Here is a 19,660-nt window from a genome sequence, read left to right on the forward strand (position 1 = left end):
CTCATCTGGAGTGCTCGGTCGGATGGGGCGGGGCGGCCGGTGGCGCGGGAGGCGCCCCGCCGGCGGGTCCGGGGCCGGGGCCGGCCGGACGGACGGGTGGCGGCGGCTCGCCGCGCCGGGGCCGGCGGCGCGGTGGCGGGAACCGGCGCGGGCGGTCCCGGTCCCGCTCCGCCAGCGCGGCCGCCGCCCGGCGGGCCGCGGCGGCCCGGTCGGGCTTGCGGGAGCGGCCGGCCAGCGGGACGTCGGTGAGGAGCACGGCGTCGGGGCGGGCGGCGCCCATCCGCCGCAGCGGTCCGGCGAGCGCGGCGCGGACCCGGCGGGGGTCGGCGCCGCGCCGCGGCTGGACGAGGGCGACCAGCAGTTCGTCGCCGTCCCCGGCCGGTACGCCGACCAGTACGGCGAGTTCCACCTCGGCGGTGTGCAGCGCCGGTTCGTGGAGGCCGGGGTAGATGTTCTCCGCGCCGCGCAGCACCATGTCCTTCAGTCGGCCCTCCAGGACGATCCGGCCGCCGTCCAGCCGGGCCCGGTCCCCGGTGCGCACCCAGGCGGCGGGCTGCTCCCCGAGGTAGCGGTCGCGGGCGGCGGGCCCGGCGAGCAGCAGTTCGCCGCTGGCGTCCGGCCGCGCCCGGACACCCGGCAGCGGGGCGCCCACCAGGTCGCCGGCGCCGTGGAACGCCGCCTTCTCGGCGTGCTCCACGGCGGCCGCGGGGAAGAGTTCGGTGAGCGCGTACACACCCCATGCCTCGGCGGCGCCCGCCTGCCTGACCCGGCCCAGCAGCCGGGCGCCGGCCGGGGCCGAGCCGGTCCAGACCCGGCCGGTGAAGCGGGCCCGCTCGGCGAGCGCGGCGCGCAGCTGCGGCGGGGTGAGGTAGGTGGCCTGCGGTGCCAGGCGCCGCAGTTGCCGGGCGAGGACCCGCGGCGACCGGGCGGGCAGGGCGACCGGGGCGCCGTGGGCCAGGGCGGGCACCAGGACAAAAAAGGTGCCGCCCAGGACCGGTGCCCCGGCGCGCGGGCCGACGAGCGCGGCCACCGCGTCCATGCCGGCGGCCAGTCCGGCGCGGCTGTGCACCACGGCCCGCGGGCGGGCGGTGGTGCCGGAGGTGAAGACGATCACGGCGTCGGCGTCCGGGTCCGCGGCGGGCGCGGGCAGCGGGCGGCGGGAGACGTCCAGGTCCAGTCGGGGGGCGCAGCCCGGCAGCCGCCGGCCCAGGGTCGCGACGGGGCCCAGCGAGGCCAGGTCGGGCAGGGCGAGTCCGGCCCGGCGGGCCGGCCGTCCGGCCCATCCGGCGACCGCCTGGGCGGTGGCGTCGGCGAGGACGAGCGCCGGGCGGGCCAGCGCGAGCCGGGCGCTCAGCACCTCCGGCCCCGCGCCGGGGTCCAGCACCGCGGCGCGCAGCCCCAGCCGGTGCGCCGCCAGTATCAGGGCGAGGGCCCGGGGGCCGGGCCGGACCGCGACGCCGATGGTGTCGCCCCGGGCGAGGCCGCGGGCGTGCAGGGCGGCCGCGTACGCCTCGCTGAGATCGGCGAGGTCACCGCAGGTGGCACGCACCCGCACCGCCCCGGAGCGGGTGTGGCCGAGGACGGCGGGGCGGTGCGCCCCGGCGCGCAGCGTGTGGGCGAGTCGGTCGAGCATCAGCGCGGGTCCGCGGTGTGCCGGCCGCTGCCCAGGTCCAGGTACCAGCGGGCGGTGCCGACCAGGCCGTAGGCGCGCAGCCGGCGGGTGGAGTTCTCCACCACCATCCGGCGGCAGCGGGCGATGTCGGCGGTGTGGCGGCGCACCCGGTTGAGGAAGGCCCGGTCGGTGGGTGACGGGCGGCGCGGCATGCCGCCGACGGCCAGGTACAGGGATGCGGTGATGGCCATGTTGTTGCCGGCGTGCATCCGGTACGGCGCCCGGAACCCGTGCCGTGGCCGGTGGGCGGGGCGCAGCCGGCCGAAGGCGGCGGCGATGGCGACGAGCGTGCGGAACGCGGCCCGGCCCAGCGGCCCGTGTTCGTCCCGGCGGGCGTCGAGCCGGCCGCACACCATGCCCTCGCCCAGCCTGGTCAGTGTGGCCCGGGCGGCGGCCGTCCAGCCCGGCCGGGGCAGGCAGTCGGCGTCGGTGCGGGCGAGGTGGGTGGCGCCGTGCCCGATCGCGTACCGGAATCCGGTGTCGACGGCGCAGCCCACGCCCTTCTCCGGCTCGGTCAGCACGCGCACCGGGAACGGGGCGCGGGCGGCGAAGCGGCGGACGATGTCCGCGGTGCCGTCGGTGGAGGCGTTGTCCACGACGAGGAGGGTGAAGTCCCGGTCGTGCTGGCGGGCCAGTGCGTCGAGGGTCGCGCCGATCCGCGCGGCCTCCTGGTAGGCGGGCACCACCACCCACAGACGGGGCCCGGTGCGCTCCGCCGCACCGCCGCCGGCGGGGTGCGGCGCGAGTTGTTCCGGGAGGCGGTGGTTCACGACGCCTCCCACACCATGGTCATGATGCTGACGCCGCCGCCGAGGCCGATGAACAGGACCGGGTCGCCGGGGGCCAGTTCGTGCCGTATCCGGTCCAGTTGCACCCCGAGGGAGGCGCTGGCCACATTGCCCAGCTCCTCCACGGTGATCACGAGTTTCTCCCGGGGCACCCCGGTGATCTCGATGAACCGCTCCAGGTACGGCAGGGTCACCTGGTGGACCAGGACGCGGGCGTAGTCCGGCCACTGGAGGCCGGTGCGGTGCCGGACCCGGTCGAGTACCGCCGTGCCCACCTTCTCGAACACGCCGCGCAGTTCGCGGCCGTCACCCACGAAGTAGGTGTGCTCGGTGTCGCGCGGATGGCGGGAGCCGCCGCCGAAGATGCCGCCGACGGCCCAGTGTTCGGAGTAGGTCTCGGTGTCGACGTCGAGGATGCCGCCGCGTTCGACCGCCTCCACCACCACCGCGGCGCCGGCGTCCCCGAAGGTGTATCCGGCGAAGCCGGCGCGGAATTCGGCCGGTCCGGCCGGCGCGGTCCGCATGGCGCGGGTCGGGGTCTCGCCGGTGACCACCAGGGCGCGGCCGGCCCGGCCGGCGAGGATCATGGAGCGGGCGGTGTCGATGCCGTTGACGAAGCTGTTGCAGGCGTTGGTGACGTCCAGGGCGTGCGCGCGGGTGCCGAGTTCGGCCTGGACCAGGTGGGCGGTGGCGGGCTCGGCGATGTCCCGGGTGGCGGAGGCGTAGAGCAGCAGGTCGATGTCGAGCGGGTCGAGTCCCCCGTCGGCGAGGGCCTGCCGGGCCGCGCCGGTGGCCAGGGTGGAGGCGTACTCGCCGTCGCCGGCGATCCGCCGGGTCCTTATCCCCGTGGCCCGTTCGAAGAACCCCCGGGGCAGGGTGAGTCCACCGCTGTCGGTGACCTTGCGCCGCAGTTCCTCGGACGTGAGGTGCTGCCGGGGCAGGCAGGAGCCGGCAGCGGTGATCCCGACGCGCGTGGGCCGCGGCCCGGAAGCGGTTCTGGTACTGGGCATGGGGCCAGCATTCGGGACGCCGGACACCATCTGCCTGAGTATCCGTACTCAGCTGGTGATGAGCTGTTCCCCTCGGTTTCGTCCGGGGTTGCCCCGGTGTCCTCGGCCTGGCCCGGTCGGTCGTGCGGGGCCGGTCCGGGGCTGCGCGACTGGTGGCGGGCTGCGTCGCCGAGCACTGCCCCTCGGACGTCGTCCGCCAGGAGCACGGCGGGCAGCACGCCGACGCGGGGGCGGGCGAGGCGGCGGCGGGCCTGGGTGCGGGGCGTCGCCGCGGGCTCCGCGGCGGTCGAAGGAGGGGCGGGAGACGGGTCGCGCGGGGCGGCGAAACGTGCTGCCGGCTCCCGCTGCGAGCCGCTACGGCAGGAAGTCGTCGAAGGTGTGCACCGTCGTGCCCGGCGCGGGTGCGGCAAGGGAACGGATCATCGCGGCCGCGAGGCGCTCGGCCGTCACCGGCCGGTACCGGCGCAGCCGCCCGGTCAGCAGGGGGGCGACCACCGGCGCGAGTTTGATGCCGAGGCGCTCGGCCGGCCGGCTTTCGGCGCGCGCGCCCAGCAGGAGGGAGGGCCGGAAGATCTGGGTGCTGTCATAGCCGAGGCTGATCACGTCGTGTTCGGTCGCACCTTTGACACGCAGGTAGAACTGGCGGGCGGTGGGGGCGGCGCCGATGGCGGAGCACAAGGCGATACGGCGGGCCCCCGCCTGACGGGCGAGGCGGGCGACGGCCACGGTCATGTCGTGGTCCACCTCGCGGAACGCCTGCCGGGACCCGGCCTTCTTCATCGTCGTGCCCAGCGTGCAGTACACGTCGTCGACGGCCGGCACGTCGGCGGAGGTGAGCGCGGTGAAGTCGACGACCCGTACGTCGAGTTCCGGACGCGTCGGCTCCAGTGGGCGGCGGGTCAGCACGATCACCCGGTCGTAGCGCGGGTCGGCGAGCAGTCGGGTCAGCACCTGCCCCCCGACGAGGCCGCTCGCCCCGGCCAGCAGGGCGGTTCGCGATTCCATGGATCCTCACAGGGGACGGGCGGGTCGGACGTTTCGGGCCGCCCGCGGGGGGCCGGGCGGAAGCGGGGGGCCGGGCCCTTGGGCTGCTGCCCGGGACCATGCTGCACCATCCCTCCTGCCGGCGCGTCCGGATCCGCAGCGGCAACCCGCGATCAGTGGTCACGTCTGCGCCCGGACCCTCCCGGCGGCGGCCGTGGCACGTGGAGGACTTCGGGGACCACGGGTCGGACGCCGACGCCCGGACGCCGCTTCGGCACCTGCGCCGACGCCCTCGGCCCGGCCCTGGGAGGACACCCCGGCCGCCGCACCGGTGCGGACGGTGCCCGGCACGGGTGCCACGGGGACGGTCCGGCCTCCCGGCACACCGCCGGGCGTGTGGTGGCGTCCCGCACGCGTCCGGCGACCGGGGGTGATGGTGGCTTCCTCCCCAGAACGCGGCCCCGGGCTGTTTTCTCCCCGGGTCAGTGGTAACCCGGGCTGCGAGGGAGGACCCGGGCAAGGACACGCACGCCAGACGGGCGCCATGACAGATGGGCGCACCGCGCCGGGTCATGGAGAGCACGGCTGTGACACACCGGCCACCGGCCGCGCGCGCCCCTCACGACCTCATGACCCAAGGAGTCGAGGAGCAGACCGATGAGCGATGGGACCACGGACGACAGCGGCCGGGCGCGGGAGGTCGGCCGGGCGGCGAAAGCCGAGGCGTCGGCGACGACCGGCCGGGCCGGACAGGCCGCCGGTGAGGTGACGGCCACCGCGGCCGATCAGGCCAAGGAGGTCGCGGGGCAGGCCCGGCAACAGGCCGGCACGGTGCTGCACGAGATGCGCGGCCGGGTGGCGGATGAGGTGGACGGCCAGACCCGGCGCCTGGCGGGCACGGTGCGCCAGTGGGCGGACGACCTGCACGGTCTCTCCCGCGACGCCGCCGATTCCCCGGCCCGGGGGATGGTGACACAGACGGCGGACGGCGGCCACCGGGCGGCGGACTACCTCGACCGGCACGGCGTCGGCGACATGGTGCGGGACCTCGAGGACTTCGCACGCCGTCGCCCGGGCGTCTTCCTCGGAGGTGCGGCCCTGGCCGGTCTGGTGGTCGGCAGGCTCGCCAAGTCCGGTGGTGCGGACGGTTCGGCCCAGCCGCCGGCGCGGAAACAGCCGTCGGACGGCACCGAAGGCACCTCGCCGGAAGGCGCGGAGCGTTCGGAGCTGCCGGGCTACCCGGGGGTGTGAGATGGCCACGATGTCGACGCGGTCTCCCGGGGCTCCGCCGACCGACCGGCCGGCCCGGGTCGCGCGGCCGTCCCGGTGGACGGAGGAAGCGGCGCGGGCGCGCGAGCGGGAACCCTCGGTGGGTGAGTTGCTGGCCGCGGTGGGCCGGGACGCGCAGACCCTGCTCCGCCAGGAGGCGGAACTCGCCAAGGCGGAGATCCGGCAGGAAGCCGCCAAGGCCGGGAAGGCCGCCGGGATGTTCGGCGGAGCCGGTTTCGCCGGCTACATGGTGGCGCTGTTCCTGTCGCTGGCCGCGGTGTTCGGCCTCGCCAACCTCATGGACACCGGCTGGGCGGCATTGATCGTCACCGGTGTGTGGGCGGCCGTCGGTGCCGTGCTCTTCGTGCTGGGCCGGTCACGGATGCGGACGGTCTCGCCCAAGCCCGAACGGACCGTGGAGACATTGAAGGAGGATGCGCAATGGGCACGTCACCCGACCAGATGAGGAGCGAGATCGAGGCCACCCGCGCCAGGCTGGCCGCGGACGTCGACCGGCTGTCCAACCGGACCGGCCCGCGCAAACGGATGCGCAGGCGAGCTTCACGCATGCGGGGCACCGCCACCGGAATCCGCGAGCGGGTGATGGGCACCGCCTCGGAGTCCGCGGGCCGGACCCAGGCGGGCGCCGAGCAGGTTGCCCGGTCGGCGCGGCAGAGCACGCAGGACGCCGCCGGCACGGTACGCGAGGCGGTCGGCTCGGCACGGGACACCGCCGGCCAGGCGGGCGATGCCGTCCGGGGCGCGCCGGAGCAGGCCATGCGCCAGACCCAGGGCAACCCGCTCGCCGCGGGGCTGATCGCTTTCGGTGCCGGGCTGCTGGCCGCGTCGCTGCTGCCCGCCTCGGAGGCCGAGCAGCAGGCGGCCGCCCGGGTGACCGAGCGGGCGGGCGAGGCGATGGAGCCGGTCAAGCAGGCCGCGATGGACTCGGCCCAGCGCGTCAGGGAGACCGCCACCGAGGGTGTCCAGCAGGCGGCCCAGGAGGTCAAGGGAGCAGCCGCGGAGGGAGCCAGGGCCATGAAGGAAGAAGCCCGGGACCAAGGTGGCCAGGTCGCCGAGCAGGCCCGGCAGTCGGGCTCGGCGGTCACCGGTGAAGCACGCGACCGGGACTCCGGAAGCTAGCGGAGGGGACGAACCATGGCACAGCATGACGCAGACGACGAGCCGGGCGCGTCCCGGGAGGACCGCGGCCGTCCCGGCGGTCAGGCTGACGAGGACACCCGTCGGGGAGCGACGCGCGGCGGCCCGGAGGGTTCCCGCGGCCAGGACGGCAAGCCACCGGAAGGGCCCACGGACCTGCCGAAGGCTTCCTGGCGGGACGCGTGCAAGCGGACCGTGAAGGAGTTCAAGGAGGACAACCTCACCGACTGGGCCGCGGCGCTCACCTACTACGGGGTGCTGTCCATCGTTCCCGCCCTGCTGGCCCTGGTTTCCCTGCTGGGCCTCATGGGCCGGTCGAGCATCAAGCCGCTGATCGACAACCTGGAGGGCCTGGCCCCCGGCGCCGTGCGCGACACGCTCAACACGATGCTGGAGCAGTTGGAGAAGAACCAGGGCAAGGCGGGGATCGCGCTGGCGATCAGCATCGTGATCGCCCTGTGGTCGGCATCGGGCTACATCGCGGCGTTCATGCGGGCGTCGAACGCCGTCTACGACATCGGCGAGGGGCGCCCGGTGTGGAAGACCCTGCCGGTCCGGTTCGGCATCACCGTCGTGGTGGTGATCCTGCTGGCCGCCATCGCCGTGGGCGTGGTGTTCACCGGAACCCTGGCCAGCCGGGCCGGTGACGTGCTGGGCGTGGGCAGCACCGCCGTCACCGTCTGGAACTACGCCAAGTGGCCGGTGATGATCCTGCTGTTCTCCCTGGTCATCGCACTCCTGTACTGGGCCTCGCCGAACGTCAGACGGGGCTTCCGGTGGGTGACCCCGGGAAGCCTGTTCGCGGTCCTCATCTGGATCGTCGCCTCCGCCGCGTTCGCGGTGTACGTGGCGACCTTCGCCAGCTACGACAAGACGTACGGCAGCCTGGCCGGGATCGTCGTCTTCCTGGTCTGGCTGTGGATCTCCAACATCGCCATCCTCTTCGGCCTGGAGTTCAACGCCGAGCTGGAGCGCGGGCGGGCCATCGAGGCCGGACACCCTCCGGAGGAGGAACCGTACGTCGAGCCGCGCGACGACCGGAAACTCTGACCTCGGCGGCCCCCGCCCGGCGGTGGCGTCGCTACTGGGGCCGGCGCCCGGTGATGTCTCCTCCGGGGTCGTCGAGCAGGGCGAGGCGTGCCGTGACACGTTTGCCCACCGGCTCGCGCTGGACCTCGAACCCCTGGGCGACGGCCATGACGATCTCCAGGCCGTGCTGGCCGACCCGCCCCGGGTCGGCGGCCCGGGCAACCGGCAGGACGGGGCCGGTGTCCCACACGACGACCTCCACCAGGTCCCCGACGATGCGCAGCTCCAGCAGCAGGGGGCCGGGGGCGTACTTGCGGGCGTTGGTGACCAGCTCGCTGACCACCAGCTGGGTCAGATCCATGGAGCGCGCGGACACCGGCAGCCCGTGCTCGGCCTGAACGCGGGTGAGAAAGCCGGTCGCGCGGTGCCGGGCCTGCGCGATGCAGCCGTCGTCACCGTCCAAGGCAACCGTGTCGTGCAGCGCATCACCGTCCGGCATCACGCCCTCACCGCGGGCGGATTCCACTGGCTCCACTAGCGTTCCCCCAATCACAGGGGCGCGTATACCCGCAAAGACGCCCCCCATGTTTCCCGGGCACCGGGGTAGGGGTGGTGGTACCGATACCTGCCCCGCCGCCTCGCGGCGGGCAACGTTCACGCCCCTGTTCCGAACCATCGAGCGCACATGGAGGAACGGTGGCAGACGACCACGCCGCGGCCTCGTCCAGCCGGCTTTCCGTCGACCGCTCCGTCGTCGACGGCGTCGGGGTGGTGGCCCTGCACGGTCAGATCGACCACAGCGTCCGCGACCATCTCAACCATGCCCTGCTCCCGCCCGGCGACGCGTGCGCCCCACGCACCGTGGTCGATCTCAGCGGCGTCACCTTCATGGACTCCACCGGCATCAACGTCCTCCTCACCGCCCACCTCGCCGCCACCGGCGCCCGGGGCTGGCTGCGCCTGGCCGGCCCGCGCGAGCCGGTCCTGCGCGTCATACAGCTGGTCGGCATCGACACCGTCATCCCCTGCTACCCCGCCCTCCGCCAGGCCCTGAGCAACTGACCCCGTCCGAAGCGGCGCGCGGGGGAACGGGCTCGTCGACGCGGGGGCGGCCCGGGAGCGGGCGGCCTTCGGTCAGGGGTGCTCCGTGGCGCGTTCGGCGGGCTTCGTCGCGGGGCTCCCGGCGGCGGGGGCCGGCCGGTCCCCGGGGAGTTCACGGCGGGTGCGGACCGGGGAGAGGAAGACCGGCAGGAAGGCGAGCGCCATGACGCAGCCGCCCACCCACAGGGTGAGGTGGACGGTGGTGAGTTCACCGATCAGGCCGGCCGCGGCGGCACCGACGGCCATGGCGCCGGTGAGCAGGAAGCGGAAGGTGGCGTTCATCCGGCCCAGGAGGGCGTCCGGCGTCATCCGCTGCCGCAGGCTCACGCCCAGCACGTTGTCCATGCCGGTCTTGAACATGGCGAGCAGCCAGCCGGCCCCGGCGAGCCACAGCCACGGGCCGCGGTCGATCAGCGGGACGAGCAGCCCGGCGGGCGCCAGGATCAGACCGGCCAGGCCGAGGGTCCGCCCGTAGCCGAGGCGGCCGGCCACCGGGCGGGCGCAGCGGGCCCCGAGCAGCAGGCCGGCGCCGCCCGCGGCCCAGAACAGGCCCAGGGCCCCCGCGGGCAGTCCCAGGTCCCGGACGAACAGCACCGGCAGCATCGTGTTGACGATCTGGAGGCCGAGGTTGGTCAGGGCCGCGGTGAGCGCGAGCGCGCGCAGTTCCCGGTCGCCGAGGACGTGCCGCAGTCCTTCGGCTATCCGCGCCCCCAGCCCCGGGGCCGCCCCGGGGCCGGGCGGCTCGGGCGGCGGGGTGCGGCCGATCGCGGTGAGCCGGAGGGCCGAGGCCAGGTAGCCGAGGCTGGTGCACACCACCGCCACCGGCGCGGTGAGCAGTTGCACCAGACCGCCGCCGGCGCCCCGTCCGGCCACGTTCCCGGCTGCCATCAGGCTGACCACGGCCGCGTTGGCGCGCACCAGCCCGTCCCGGCCGACCAGCCGGGGCAGTGCGCTCTGCGATCCGACGTCGAAGAAGACGGTGGCGCAGCCGTTGAGCAGCACCACGGCGTACAGCTGCCCGAGCGACAGTACGTCCAGCCACCAGGCCAGCGGGACGGAGGCGAACAGCGCGGCCCGGGTGAGGTCCGCGGCGATGAGCACCCGCCGGTGCCGCATCCGGTCCACCCACGCCCCGGCGGGCAGCCCGATGAGGAGGAACGCGACCGTGCTCAGCGTGGCGAGCGCCCCGACCTGGCCGGGGCTCGCGTCGAGGGCGGACACGGCGATGAGCGGGACGGCGACGTAGCCGACGCTGGTGGCCAGGTGGCTGAGGGCGGTGGCGGTGAACAGGGTGCGGAAGTCGGCGGTGCGCCAGGGGGAGTCGGGTCGCATGGTCCGTTCGTCCGGGTGCTCGTGGAGGGGCCGGCCGCGGCGGGGCCCGGGGTGCCGCCTCCCCGCTCCGGTGCGCCCCGGAGAACGCTGCCGGATCCCACCCTGAGGGACAAGTGAATAGTTCTGGCCGCACTGTTGACGGTTGCTTCACGATTCCTGGGGTCCCTGGGGTCCCTGGGACCCGGCTTCCGGCGCGGCCGCGGCCCGCAGCAGCCGCCCGCCCAGGGCGTCCAGATGGGAGGTGAGGGCGGCCGGCGCGTGCACCCGGAACTCGCAGCCCATCATGGCGAACCGGAACGCCAGCCACTCCAGCGAGTCGGACGAGGTGGTGCGCAGCCGGCAACGGCCTTCGCCGAGCGGCTCCGGGGTGCCGAGCGAGCGGGGCAGCCGGGCGGCCACGTGCTCCACCGGCGCGTGGAAGGTGACGTCCAGCAGGTGCTCCGGCTGGAGCCAGGACAGCGCGCGGGCCACGTACTCCGCGGCGCCCCCGGCCGGGAGCTCCCGCGGGGTGAACCGCGCTCCGGTGGCGACCGGATCGCCGACCCGGTCGATCCGGAACGTCCGCCAGTCCTCCCGGTCGAGGTCGTACGCGACCAGGTACCAGCGCCGGCCGGTGGACACCAGCCGGTAGGGCTCCGCCTGCCGCCGGCTGGCGGCGCCGTCGCCGGCGCGGTAGCGGAACCGGACCTTCTCCCGCCCGGTGACCGCCGCGGCCATCACGGTCAGGGTCTGCGGGTCCACGGTGGCGGAGTCGCCGCCCCCGCCCATCGCCAGCGGGACGGTCGCGGCCTGGAGGGTGGAGACCCGGTGCCGCAGCCGGGACGGCAGCACCTGTTCCAGCTTGGCCAGGGCGCGGACCGCGGCTTCCTCGACACCCTCGATGGCGTGGCCGGCGCCCGCCCGCAGGCCGACGGCGATGGCCACCGCCTCATCGTCGTCGAGGACCAGCGGCGGCATCGCCTTGCCCGCCATCAGGCGGTAGCCGCCGTCGGCGCCCATGGTGGCCTGCACCGGATAGCCGAGTTCGCGCAGCCGCTCGATGTCGCGCCGCACGGTGCGCCTGCTCACGCCGAGGCGCTCGGCGAGCTCGCCGCCCGGCCATTCGCGCGGGGTCTGCAGGAGGGAGAGGAGGGTCAGCAGCCGTACCGGGGTGTCCGTCATGACTCCAGCATGCCGTCCATCTAGGACACGATCCGACCTACATCGGGTTTAGTGTCCCGGCATGACTTCAGCACAGCCCTCCCCCGGCGACCGGCGCCGCTGGTTCGCACTGGCGATCGTGATGACCGCGGCCTTCATGGACCTGGTCGACGTCACCATCGTCAACATCGCCATCCCCAGCATCCGGCAGGACACCGGAGCCTCGTTCGGCGAGATCCAGTGGATCACCGCCGGGTACGCCCTGGCCTTCGCGGCCGGGCTGATCACCGGCGGCAGGCTCGGCGACATCTACGGCCGCAAGCGGCTCTTCCTGGTCGGCATCGCCGGATTCACCGCGGCCTCCGCCCTGTGCGGGTTCGCCGCCGGCCCGGAGATGCTGATCGCCTCCCGGTTCCTGCAGGGCGGCACCGCGGCGCTCATGGTGCCGCAGGTCCTGTCGATCGTGCACGCCACCTTCCCGGCCCACGAGCGGGGCAAGGTCTTCGGCCTGTTCGGGGCGGTGGTCGGGCTCGGCGCGGTGTCCGGCCCGATACTCGGTGCGCTGCTCACCGAGTGGGACCTGTTCGGCCTCGGCTGGCGGCCGATCTTCCTGATCAACCTGCCGGTGGGCATCGCCGGACTGCTGCTGGGCGCCGCGTACATCACCGAGTCCAAGGCGCCCCGGGCCCTGCGGCTGGACCTGGTCGGGGTGGTCCTGGTCACCGCCGGGCTGCTGCTGCTGGTCTATCCGCTGACCCGCGGTCACGAGCTGGGCTGGCCGGTGTGGGGGTACCTGGCGATGGGCGTCGGCCTCGCGCTCTTCGCCGTGCTCGTGGCCTACGAACGGCACAAGACCCGCAAGGACGGCTCCCCGCTGATCGAGCTGGCGCTGTTCCGGGTGCGGAGCTTCGCCGCCGGGATCGCGGTCCAGCTGGCCTTCGGGGTCGCCTGCGGGATCTTCTTCCTGGTCTGGACGCTGTACATGCAGATCGGGCTGGGCTGGAGCGCCCTGCGGGCCGGCACGACCGGCATCCCGTTCTCCCTCGCGGTCTCGGTGGCGGCCGGGCTGTCGGTGCAGAAGCTGGTGCCGCGCTTCGGCCGCAAGGTGCTCCAAGCCGGCGCGCTGACGATGATCGCGGGGCTGCTGCTCTACATCTGGGAGGCCGGCCGGTACGGCACCGCGATCACCTCCTGGCAGATGGTCCTCCCGCTGGTCGTGATGGGCGCGGGCATGGGGCTGATCGTCGCGCCGCTGACCGACGCGGTGCTCTCCCAGGTGCCGCGCGAGCACGCCGGATCGGCGTCCGGTCTGATCAACACCACTCAGCAGATGGGCAACGCGCTCGGCCTCGCGCTGGTCTCGGTGGTGTTCCTCGGCGCCGTCGACGAGGGCCGGGCATCCGGCGGGCCGGGTGAGCGCGGCCGGGCGTTCGCCGAGGCGTTCCAGCACTCGCTGTGGTGGGTGGCCGGGATCCTGGCCGCCGTCCTCGTCCTGATGTCCGCTCTGCCGGCCCGCCCGCAGCAGCACCCGGAAGGCGCCGGGGACGCCGACGCCCGTGCGGCGGCGTCCGGGGCGGGGTCCGGGGCGGAGTCCGGTCCGGGCGCCGCGGAGGGCCGGCCCGCGGCCGGCGCCCCGGCCGGGCAGCGGCACCCGGAGGGCGACCGGGAGCCGGCTCTCACCCGCTGACCCGGGTCCCCGGTTCCGGTGCGCGTGCTCGTGGTCGACGGGCACGCGCACCGGCACGCCCGGGGGCCTCCGGGGCGTCCGGGGGTCCGCGACCCCTCTCCCCATCTCGCTCACCTGTTCGATTACCGGGTTATGCTGGCGGTATGGACATCAATCTGCAGCCGTCGCTGTTCGACGCGGAGGCGGAGGTCGGACTGCGCCCGCTGGACGGCCTGCGGCGCACCGAGCTCGGCCGGGGTGCCTGGATCGATGTCCTGCCCGGGTGGCTGACCGGCGCCGACGCCCTGTTCGAACACCTGGCCCGGCATGTGCCCTGGCGGGAGGAGCAGCGCCGGATGTACGACCGCGTGGTGGAGGTCCCCCGGCTGCTGGCCTACTACCGGGCCGACGACCCGCTCCCCCACCCGGTGCTCCACCGGGCGCGGGCCGAACTCAGCCGCCGGTACGCCGACGAACTGGGGGAGCCGTTCCGCACCGCCGGCCTTTGCCTGTACCGGGACGGCCGGGACAGCGTCGCCTGGCACGGCGACCGGATCGGCCGGGGCAGCACCGAGGACACGATGGTGGCGATCGTCTCGGTCGGGGATCCGCGGCAGTTGGCGCTGCGCCCCCGGAACGGCGGCGGGGCGACGGTGCGGCAGGCGCTCGGCCACGGCGACCTGGTGGTGATGGGCGGTTCCACGCAGCGCACCTGGGACCACGCGGTCCCGAAGACCGCCCGGGCGGTGGGGCCGCGGATCAGCATCCAGTTCCGCCCGGCCGGAGTGGCGTAGCGGCGCTCCGGCCGGAGCCATGAAGCCAATCTCGGTTTGCGATCGATTCCATGGACAACATGCATTGGACTCATGGATCTTGGGGCGGAACAATCAAGCCGTACGGCGACGCGGTACGGCCGGTCCACCCCGGCGGCCCGGCCGTACCGGTAAGCCCCTGGGGCCGTGACGGCCGCAGGCGAACCACCTCTGCCCTGGAGTAGCCATGCGCGTCACCGCCTTCGACCACCTCGTCCTCAACGTCACCGACGTGGAGCGCTCCCTGGCCTTCTACTGCGGTCCGCTGGGGCTGGAGCCGGTCCGGGTCGACGAGTGGCGCGCGGGCAAGGTGCCCTTCCCCTCGGTACGGGTGAGCCCGACGACCATCATCGACCTCGTCCGGGCGGCGGACGGCCCGCGCGGAACCAACGTCGACCACATCTGCCTGGTCGTCGAGCCACTGGAGTGGCAGGAGGTCGTCGACTCCGGCACCTTCGACGTCGTCGACGGCCCCGGCCCGCGCTTCGGCGCCCGCGGCACGGCCCAGTCCCTCTATGTGCGCGACCCGGACGGGAACACCGTCGAGCTGCGCTGGTACCCGCAGGACGCCTGATCCACCGCGGCGGACGGCAGCCGCCCCCGGCGCGGGCCGGCCGGCGTCACCCCGGGCCGGGCCACGCGACCGGGCCGCCGGCCGGCCCGGTCGCGGGACGCTCAGCCGGCCTGCCGGACCTCGCCGCCGGGGACCTGGACGCCGGGGACCTGGACGTCAGGGACCCGATCGTCGGGAACCTCGCCGTCGGGCACCCCGGGGTCCGCGGCGCCGTCCTCCGGGAGGCCGTGGTCGACGTAGCGCAGCACCCCGGCCATCAGGTGCCCGGGCACCTCCTCGGACCCGGCCGTGACGCAGCCGGCCAGCTCCGCCCGCAGCACCGCGGGGTCGATCCCCGCGCCGATCAGCACCAGCCGGGTCCGGCGGGCCTCCCCGTCGGACCAGCCCGAGGGGTGGAAGCGGAGGAACCGGCCGACCGCGTGCAGCGAGAACTTCTCCGCCCGCCCGGTAGGGGCGAAGTCGACGAAGCCCTTGATCCGGTAGACGCCGGCGGGGCGGGAGTCGAGGAACTCCATGAACCGCCGTGGATGCAGCGGCCGGTCCGCGGCGAACTCGACGCTCTCGTAGCCGGCGTGCAGGTGTCCGCCGTGGTCGTGCGCGGGGCCGGTCTCCTCGGTGCACAGGTCGGCGAAGGACAGCTGGCGGAACACCTCCTCGCCGGCCGGCCGCACGGGCGCGTCGAACAGCAGGTCGGGGTCGACCCGTCCGTGCTCGGCCGCCACCACCGGGATACCGGGGGCGAGTTCGCCCAGGGTCCGCAGCAGCCGGCCCCGGGTCGAACCGTCGACCCGGTCCGCCTTGTTGAGCACCACCACGTCGGCGGCGCGGACGTGGCGGTCGAGCTGCGGGTGCCGCTCCCGGGTGCCGTCGAACTCCGCGGCGTCCACCACCTCGACCAGGCCGCCGTAGGTGATGCGGTCGTCGTCGCTGGCCAGCAGCATCCGGATCATGCTCTGCGGCTCCGCCAGACCGCTGGCCTCGATCACGATCACGTCGATGCGCGCGGCCGGATCGGCCAGCCGGTCCACCATCGCGTCCAGCTCCGAGGCGTCGGCCACGCAGCACAGGCAGCCGTTCTCGATCGGGATCATGGTGTCGACCTGCCCGGCGACGGCCAGGGCGTCGATGTTGATGCTGCCGAAGTCGTTGACGATGACGCCGATCCTGGTGTCCCCGCTGCGCCGCAGCAGGTGGTTGAGCACCGTCGTCTTGCCGGAGCCCAGGAATCCCGCGATGAGGACGACCGGTATCCGATTCCCTGCCAAGACGCTGCCTTCCGTGACGGACCATGACTCACCGTGACGGATCACGGGGAACCCGGGTTCCGGATCGTAACTCATCGTGGTAATCCGCCGGCCCCACGGGCCGGTCAGCGCGGGCTGATCCCGGCCGCCGCCGAGACCCGGTCGACCTCGGCCAGCTCGGCGTCGGTGAGGGGTGGCGAGCCGAGCACCCCGACGTTCTGCTCCAGCTGCGCGACACCGCTGGCGCCGATGAGCACGGAGGTCACCCGGGGGTCGCGCAGCACCCAGGCGAGGGCGAGCTGGGCGAGGGTCTGTCCGCGGTCGCGGGCCAGTTTGTCGAGCGCGCGCAGAAGGTCGAGCCGCCGCTCGGTGAGCACCTCGCGCTTGAGGAAGTTGTCCAGGGCCATCCGGGAGCAGTCGGGCACCCCGCCCAGGTAGCGGTCGGTCAACTGGCCCTGGGCGAGGGGGGAGAAGGCGATGAACCCGGCGCCCGCCGCCTCGGTGGCGGCGAGCACCCCGGCCTCCACCTCGCGCTGCAGCAGCGAGTAGGGGTGCTGGTTGACCAGGTAGGGGGTGCGCAGCTCGGCGAGGATGGCCGCGGCCCGGCCGATCGCCTCCGGCGGGTAGTTGGACAGGCCCGCGTACCGCGCCTTGCCCTGGCGTACCGCGGTGTCCAGCGCCCCCATGGTCTCCTCCAGCGGGGTCCCGGGGTCGAACCGGTGCGAGTAGAAGACGTCGACGTGGTCGAGTTCCATCCGGGCCAGCGACTGGTCGAGGCTGGACAGCAGGTACTGGCGGGAGCCCCATTCCCCGTACGGCCCGGGCCACATGCCGTACCCGGCCTTGGTGGCGACGAACAGCTCGTCGCGGTACGGGCGGAAGTCCTGGCTGTAGAGCCTGCCGAAGTTCGCCTCGGCGCTGCCGTTCGGCGGGCCGTAGTTGTTGGCCAGGTCGAAGTGGGTGACGCCCAGGTCGAAGGCGCGGCGGAGCACGGCGCGCTGGGTGGCCAGCGGGGTGGTGTCGCCGAAGTTGTGCCACAGGCCGAGGCAGACCCGGGGCAGCAGCACTCCGGTGCGGCCGGACCGCTGGTAGCGCATGGTGGCGTAGCGGTCGTCCGCGGCGAGATGGACCATGGGGGTTCGTCCTCGGGTCGCTGGGGGTCGGGGCGGGCGGGCGATCGCGGCTGCCGCGGCCCGCCGGACCAGTCTGCCGGCGGCCGCGGCCCGCACCGGGCCCGTCCGGCCGCGCGCCGCGCCCGCCCTGCCGCGCGCGGGGGCGTCCGGCGGCGCTCGCCGCTCCGTGCCGCGCCCGGAGCGGCGCGGCACGCACCCGCGCGCCCGGAACCGCCGCGGCCCGGGGAGACTGGTGCGGTCCCGTCCGCAGCACCGCACCGATCGCCTCCCGGGAGTGCCCGTGCCCGAACCCTCCGCCGCGCTGTTCCTGATGGACCCGGTCCACCTCCCGCGCCTGTTCCCCGGCCCGCTGCTGGACCGGCTGGCCGGGTCGGTGCGGGTGCCCCGGCGGGCCGGACCGCTCCCGGCGGCGGCGGACGGGGTGGACCCGGCCGAGGCCGAGCTGGTGATCACCGGCTGGGGCTGCGCGCCGCTGACCGCCGGGGTGCTGGCCGGGCTGCCCAGGGTGCGGACCGTGCTGCATGCCGCGGGCAGCGTCAAGGCGCATGTCACCGAGGCGTGCTGGGACCGCGGGCTGGTGGTGTGCTCGGCGGCCGGCGCCAACGCGCTGCCGGTCGCCGAGTACGCCCTCGCGGCGATCCTGCTGTGCGGCAAGGACGCGCTGCGGATGCGGGGGACGTACGCGGCCGAAAACCGGCTGCCGGACCCCGCGGCGACCGGTCGGCTGGGGAACCTGGGCCGCCGGGTCGGGATCGTGGGCGCCTCCCGGATCGGGCGGCGGGTGATCGAACTGCTGCGGCCGTTCGACGTGGAGGTCTCCGTGTACGACCCGCATCTGCCGCGGCCGGAGGCCCGCGGGCTCGGCGTGCGCCCGCTGCCGCTGGACGAACTGGTCGCCACCAGCGAGGTGCTGAGCCTGCACGCGCCGCTGCTGCCGGAGACCCGGCATCTGCTGGACGCGCGCCGCCTGGCACTGCTGCCGGACGGCGCCGCCGTGGTGAACACCGCCCGCGGCGCGCTGGTGGACACCGCCGCGCTCACCCGGGAACTGGAGTCCGGCCGCCTCTCGGCGGTGCTCGACGTCACCGACCCCGAGCCGCTGCCCGCCGGATCGCCGCTGTACCGGCTGCCCAACGTGCTGCTCACCCCGCACATCGCGGGGGCGCTCGGCAACGAGCTGCGGCGGCTGGGGCTCGCGGTGACCGAGGAGGTGGAGCGGCTGGTGGCCGGGGAACCGCTGCGGCACCGGGTGCTGCCCGGCGATCTGGACCGGATCGCCTGACCGGGCGGGCGGGGCCGGCGGCCCTCTTGACCGGGGGTGGCATGATCGTGCTGAGCGGACCGGCCGCCTCGTATCGCACCATGAGGAGCTCACCGTGTGGTCCTTCCACGGTCATCGGGACGGCGACGTCCACCGGCGAACGGGACCGGTCCGCCCCCGTGGCGGCCGGCCGGGCGTGGAGGCGGCGTGCAACCGCTGACCGGTGTCACGGTGGTCGCCCTGGAGCAGGCCGTCGCCGCCCCCTACGCCACCCGCCAGCTCGCCGACCTCGGCGCGCGGGTGATCAAGGTGGAGCGCCCCGGCGGCGGTGACTTCGCCCGGGACTACGACCGTACGGTCAAGGGCATGTCGGCCTACTTCGTGTGGGTCAACCGGGGCAAGGAGAGCGTCGTGCTCGATCTGCGCCGGGACGCGGACCGGGCGCTGCTGGACGCGGTCCTCGCCCGGGCCGACGTGTTCGTGCAGAACCTCCGGCCGGGCGCCTGCGAGCGGCTCGGGCTCGGCGCCGAGGCGCTGCGCGCCCGCCACCCGCGGCTGATCACCTGCGCGATAACCGGCTACGGCGCCACCGGCCCGTACCGCGACAAGAAGGCCTACGACCTGCTGGTGCAGTGCGAGACCGGCCTGGTGTCCATCACCGGGGGGCCCGAGGCGCCGGCCCGCGCCGGCATCTCGATCGCCGACATCGCGGGCGGCATGTACGCCTACAGCGGCATCCTCTCCGCGCTGTACGAACGCACCCGCACCGGACGGGGGTCGGCGCTGTCGGTCTCCCTGCTCGACGCGCTCGGCGAGTGGATGGGCCACCCGTACTACACGCAGGCCTACGGGGGCGCTCCGGTCCGGCGCAGCGGCGCCCGGCACCCGTCGATCTCCCCGTACGGGGCGTACCGCTGCGGGGACGGCGCCCGGGTCTTCCTCAGCGTGCAGAACGACCGCGAGTGGGTGGCCCTGTGCGAGCGGGTGCTGCGCCGCCCGGAGCTGGCCCGGGACCCGCGGTTCGCGGAGAACCCGCTGCGGCACGCGCACGACGAGGAGCTGACCCGGGTCCTGGAGGAGTGTTTCGCCGGGCACACCGCGGACGGGCTGATCGCGCTGCTGGACGGGGTGGGGATCGCCAGTGCGCGGCTGCGGACGGTCGGTGAGTTCGCCGACCACCCGCAGCTCGCGGCGCGCGACCGGTGGCAGGACTTCGGCTCGCCGGTGGGGCCGCTGCGCGGTCTGCTGCCGCCGGTCGAGGTGCGCGGGCGGCAGGCGCCGATGCGGCCGGTGCCGGGCCTGGGCGAGCACACCGAGGCGATCCGCGCGGAGTTCGGCGGGCCGGGGCGCGCGCCGCAGCGCGGTGACGGTCCCAACGGAAGCTGAACAAGCCCGTGGCGCCACGTCAGGTCATGGCGCCACCGGCGCCGGAGGGGCGGCCGGACCGGGCCGGGCGCGTGTGTCACCGCGCGCCCGCGCCGCATTCC

Annotated in this window: 19 protein-coding genes; 10 read left to right on the forward strand and 9 right to left on the reverse strand. The window is 74.9% G+C overall.

Annotated features, from left to right (window positions below; genetic code table 11):
* Nucleotide 1: 1 nt before the first annotated feature.
* The 4 genes from ACH4B3_RS23995 to ACH4B3_RS24010 all read right to left on the reverse strand — a co-directional run bounded on the left by ACH4B3_RS23995 (nt 2) and on the right by ACH4B3_RS24010 (nt 4,475).
* Nucleotides 2–1,633 (reverse strand): class I adenylate-forming enzyme family protein, encoded by a 1,632-nt coding sequence (locus ACH4B3_RS23995; protein WP_398465860.1) that lies wholly within the window; start codon nt 1,631–1,633, stop codon nt 2–4.
* Nucleotides 1,633–2,442, reverse strand: a complete 810-nt coding sequence (locus ACH4B3_RS24000; RefSeq protein WP_398465862.1) for a glycosyltransferase family 2 protein — start codon at nt 2,440–2,442, stop codon at nt 1,633–1,635. The genes ACH4B3_RS23995 and ACH4B3_RS24000 overlap by 1 nt, the downstream gene beginning before the upstream one ends.
* Nucleotides 2,439–3,470, reverse strand: a complete 1,032-nt coding sequence (locus tag ACH4B3_RS24005) for a 3-oxoacyl-ACP synthase III family protein (protein ID WP_398465864.1) — start codon at nt 3,468–3,470, stop codon at nt 2,439–2,441. Before ACH4B3_RS24005 ends, ACH4B3_RS24000 begins: the two co-directional genes overlap by 4 nt.
* A gap of 354 nt (nt 3,471–3,824) precedes the next feature.
* Nucleotides 3,825–4,475 (reverse strand): NAD(P)H-binding protein, encoded by a 651-nt coding sequence (locus ACH4B3_RS24010; RefSeq protein WP_398465866.1) that lies wholly within the window; start codon nt 4,473–4,475, stop codon nt 3,825–3,827.
* Nucleotides 4,476–5,111: 636 nt separating this feature from the next.
* Between ACH4B3_RS24010 and ACH4B3_RS24015 the strand changes: the two genes are divergently transcribed.
* The 4 genes from ACH4B3_RS24015 (at nt 5,112) to ACH4B3_RS24030 (ending at nt 7,931) form a co-directional block, all read left to right on the forward strand.
* Nucleotides 5,112–5,705, forward strand: coding sequence for a hypothetical protein (locus ACH4B3_RS24015; RefSeq protein WP_398465868.1), 594 nt, complete (start codon nt 5,112–5,114; stop codon nt 5,703–5,705).
* Nucleotides 5,706–5,823: 118 nt separating this feature from the next.
* Entirely contained in the window at nt 5,824–6,189 is a 366-nt protein-coding gene (locus tag ACH4B3_RS24020) for a phage holin family protein (RefSeq protein ID WP_398465870.1), read from the forward strand.
* Nucleotides 6,165–6,863 carry a DUF3618 domain-containing protein gene (locus ACH4B3_RS24025; protein ID WP_398465872.1) on the forward strand — a complete coding sequence of 233 codons (699 nt, stop codon included), beginning with the start codon at nt 6,165–6,167 and terminating at the stop codon, nt 6,861–6,863. Before ACH4B3_RS24020 ends, ACH4B3_RS24025 begins: the two co-directional genes overlap by 25 nt.
* A 15-nt stretch (nt 6,864–6,878) precedes the next feature.
* Complete coding sequence (locus ACH4B3_RS24030) at nt 6,879–7,931, forward strand: YihY/virulence factor BrkB family protein (protein ID WP_398465874.1); 1,053 nt, start codon at nt 6,879–6,881, stop codon at nt 7,929–7,931.
* A 31-nt stretch (nt 7,932–7,962) separates the two neighbouring features.
* Here ACH4B3_RS24030 and ACH4B3_RS24035 read toward each other — a convergent pair whose 3' ends face one another.
* Nucleotides 7,963–8,409, reverse strand: a complete 447-nt coding sequence (locus tag ACH4B3_RS24035) for an ATP-binding protein (RefSeq protein WP_398465876.1) — start codon at nt 8,407–8,409, stop codon at nt 7,963–7,965.
* A gap of 197 nt (nt 8,410–8,606) precedes the next feature.
* Here ACH4B3_RS24035 and ACH4B3_RS24040 point away from each other — a divergent pair, with 197 nt between their 5' ends.
* On the forward strand, nt 8,607–8,972 hold the full coding sequence (locus ACH4B3_RS24040; protein WP_398465878.1) for an STAS domain-containing protein: 366 nt from the start codon (nt 8,607–8,609) through the stop codon (nt 8,970–8,972).
* 72 nt (nt 8,973–9,044) lie between these two features.
* Here the strand turns inward: ACH4B3_RS24040 and ACH4B3_RS24045 are convergent, their stop codons facing one another.
* Both ACH4B3_RS24045 and ACH4B3_RS24050 read right to left on the reverse strand, forming a co-directional pair.
* On the reverse strand, nt 9,045–10,343 hold the full coding sequence (locus ACH4B3_RS24045; protein ID WP_398465880.1) for an MFS transporter: 1,299 nt from the start codon (nt 10,341–10,343) through the stop codon (nt 9,045–9,047).
* A gap of 147 nt (nt 10,344–10,490) precedes the next feature.
* Nucleotides 10,491–11,504 (reverse strand): helix-turn-helix transcriptional regulator, encoded by a 1,014-nt coding sequence (locus ACH4B3_RS24050; RefSeq protein ID WP_398465882.1) that lies wholly within the window; start codon nt 11,502–11,504, stop codon nt 10,491–10,493.
* A 61-nt stretch (nt 11,505–11,565) separates the two neighbouring features.
* Here ACH4B3_RS24050 and ACH4B3_RS24055 point away from each other — a divergent pair, with 61 nt between their 5' ends.
* The 3 genes from ACH4B3_RS24055 (at nt 11,566) to ACH4B3_RS24065 (ending at nt 14,535) form a co-directional block, all read left to right on the forward strand.
* Nucleotides 11,566–13,170 carry an MFS transporter gene (locus tag ACH4B3_RS24055; RefSeq protein WP_398465884.1) on the forward strand — a complete coding sequence of 535 codons (1,605 nt, stop codon included), beginning with the start codon at nt 11,566–11,568 and terminating at the stop codon, nt 13,168–13,170.
* Between the two features lie 143 nt (nt 13,171–13,313).
* Entirely contained in the window at nt 13,314–13,943 is a 630-nt protein-coding gene (locus ACH4B3_RS24060) for an alpha-ketoglutarate-dependent dioxygenase AlkB (protein WP_398465886.1), read from the forward strand.
* A 205-nt stretch (nt 13,944–14,148) separates the two neighbouring features.
* Nucleotides 14,149–14,535, forward strand: coding sequence for a VOC family protein (locus ACH4B3_RS24065; protein ID WP_398465888.1), 387 nt, complete (start codon nt 14,149–14,151; stop codon nt 14,533–14,535).
* 101 nt (nt 14,536–14,636) lie between these two features.
* On the opposite strand, the gene ACH4B3_RS24070 is transcribed toward ACH4B3_RS24065, so the two are convergent.
* Complete coding sequence (locus ACH4B3_RS24070) at nt 14,637–15,800, reverse strand: CobW family GTP-binding protein (RefSeq protein ID WP_398465890.1); 1,164 nt, start codon at nt 15,798–15,800, stop codon at nt 14,637–14,639.
* Nucleotides 15,801–15,904: 104 nt separating this feature from the next.
* Complete coding sequence (locus ACH4B3_RS24075) at nt 15,905–16,912, reverse strand: aldo/keto reductase (RefSeq protein WP_398465892.1); 1,008 nt, start codon at nt 16,910–16,912, stop codon at nt 15,905–15,907.
* Nucleotides 16,913–17,186: 274 nt separating this feature from the next.
* Here ACH4B3_RS24075 and ACH4B3_RS24080 point away from each other — a divergent pair, with 274 nt between their 5' ends.
* Nucleotides 17,187–18,194: a hydroxyacid dehydrogenase gene (locus ACH4B3_RS24080; protein ID WP_398465894.1), complete on the forward strand. Its 1,008-nt coding sequence runs from the start codon at nt 17,187–17,189 to the stop codon at nt 18,192–18,194.
* Nucleotides 18,195–18,380: 186 nt separating this feature from the next.
* Nucleotides 18,381–19,559 (forward strand): CaiB/BaiF CoA transferase family protein, encoded by a 1,179-nt coding sequence (locus ACH4B3_RS24085; RefSeq protein WP_398465896.1) that lies wholly within the window; start codon nt 18,381–18,383, stop codon nt 19,557–19,559.
* Nucleotides 19,560–19,660 lie beyond the last annotated feature (101 nt).

The organism is Streptomyces sp. NPDC018031, from assembly GCF_044327625.1.
GTDB lineage: Bacteria > Actinomycetota > Actinomycetes > Streptomycetales > Streptomycetaceae > Streptomyces.

Bases quoted from the DNA above. Each gene is read 5' to 3' on its own strand.
- ACH4B3_RS23995 (WP_398465860.1), bottom strand. From the start codon at position 1,633: ATGCTCGACCGACTCGCCCACACGCTGCGCGCCGGGGCGCACCGCCCC.
- ACH4B3_RS24005 (WP_398465864.1), bottom strand. From the start codon at position 3,470: ATGCCCAGTACCAGAACCGCTTCCGGGCCGCGGCCCACGCGCGTCGGG.
- ACH4B3_RS24010 (WP_398465866.1), bottom strand. From the start codon at position 4,475: ATGGAATCGCGAACCGCCCTGCTGGCCGGGGCGAGCGGCCTCGTCGGG.
- ACH4B3_RS24015 (WP_398465868.1), top strand. From the start codon at position 5,112: ATGAGCGATGGGACCACGGACGACAGCGGCCGGGCGCGGGAGGTCGGC.
- ACH4B3_RS24025 (WP_398465872.1), top strand. From the start codon at position 6,165: ATGGGCACGTCACCCGACCAGATGAGGAGCGAGATCGAGGCCACCCGC.
- ACH4B3_RS24030 (WP_398465874.1), top strand. From the start codon at position 6,879: ATGGCACAGCATGACGCAGACGACGAGCCGGGCGCGTCCCGGGAGGAC.
- ACH4B3_RS24035 (WP_398465876.1), bottom strand. From the start codon at position 8,409: ATGCCGGACGGTGATGCGCTGCACGACACGGTTGCCTTGGACGGTGAC.
- ACH4B3_RS24045 (WP_398465880.1), bottom strand. From the start codon at position 10,343: ATGCGACCCGACTCCCCCTGGCGCACCGCCGACTTCCGCACCCTGTTC.
- ACH4B3_RS24050 (WP_398465882.1), bottom strand. From the start codon at position 11,504: ATGACGGACACCCCGGTACGGCTGCTGACCCTCCTCTCCCTCCTGCAG.
- ACH4B3_RS24055 (WP_398465884.1), top strand. From the start codon at position 11,566: ATGACTTCAGCACAGCCCTCCCCCGGCGACCGGCGCCGCTGGTTCGCA.
- ACH4B3_RS24060 (WP_398465886.1), top strand. From the start codon at position 13,314: ATGGACATCAATCTGCAGCCGTCGCTGTTCGACGCGGAGGCGGAGGTC.
- ACH4B3_RS24065 (WP_398465888.1), top strand. From the start codon at position 14,149: ATGCGCGTCACCGCCTTCGACCACCTCGTCCTCAACGTCACCGACGTG.
- ACH4B3_RS24075 (WP_398465892.1), bottom strand. From the start codon at position 16,912: ATGGTCCATCTCGCCGCGGACGACCGCTACGCCACCATGCGCTACCAG.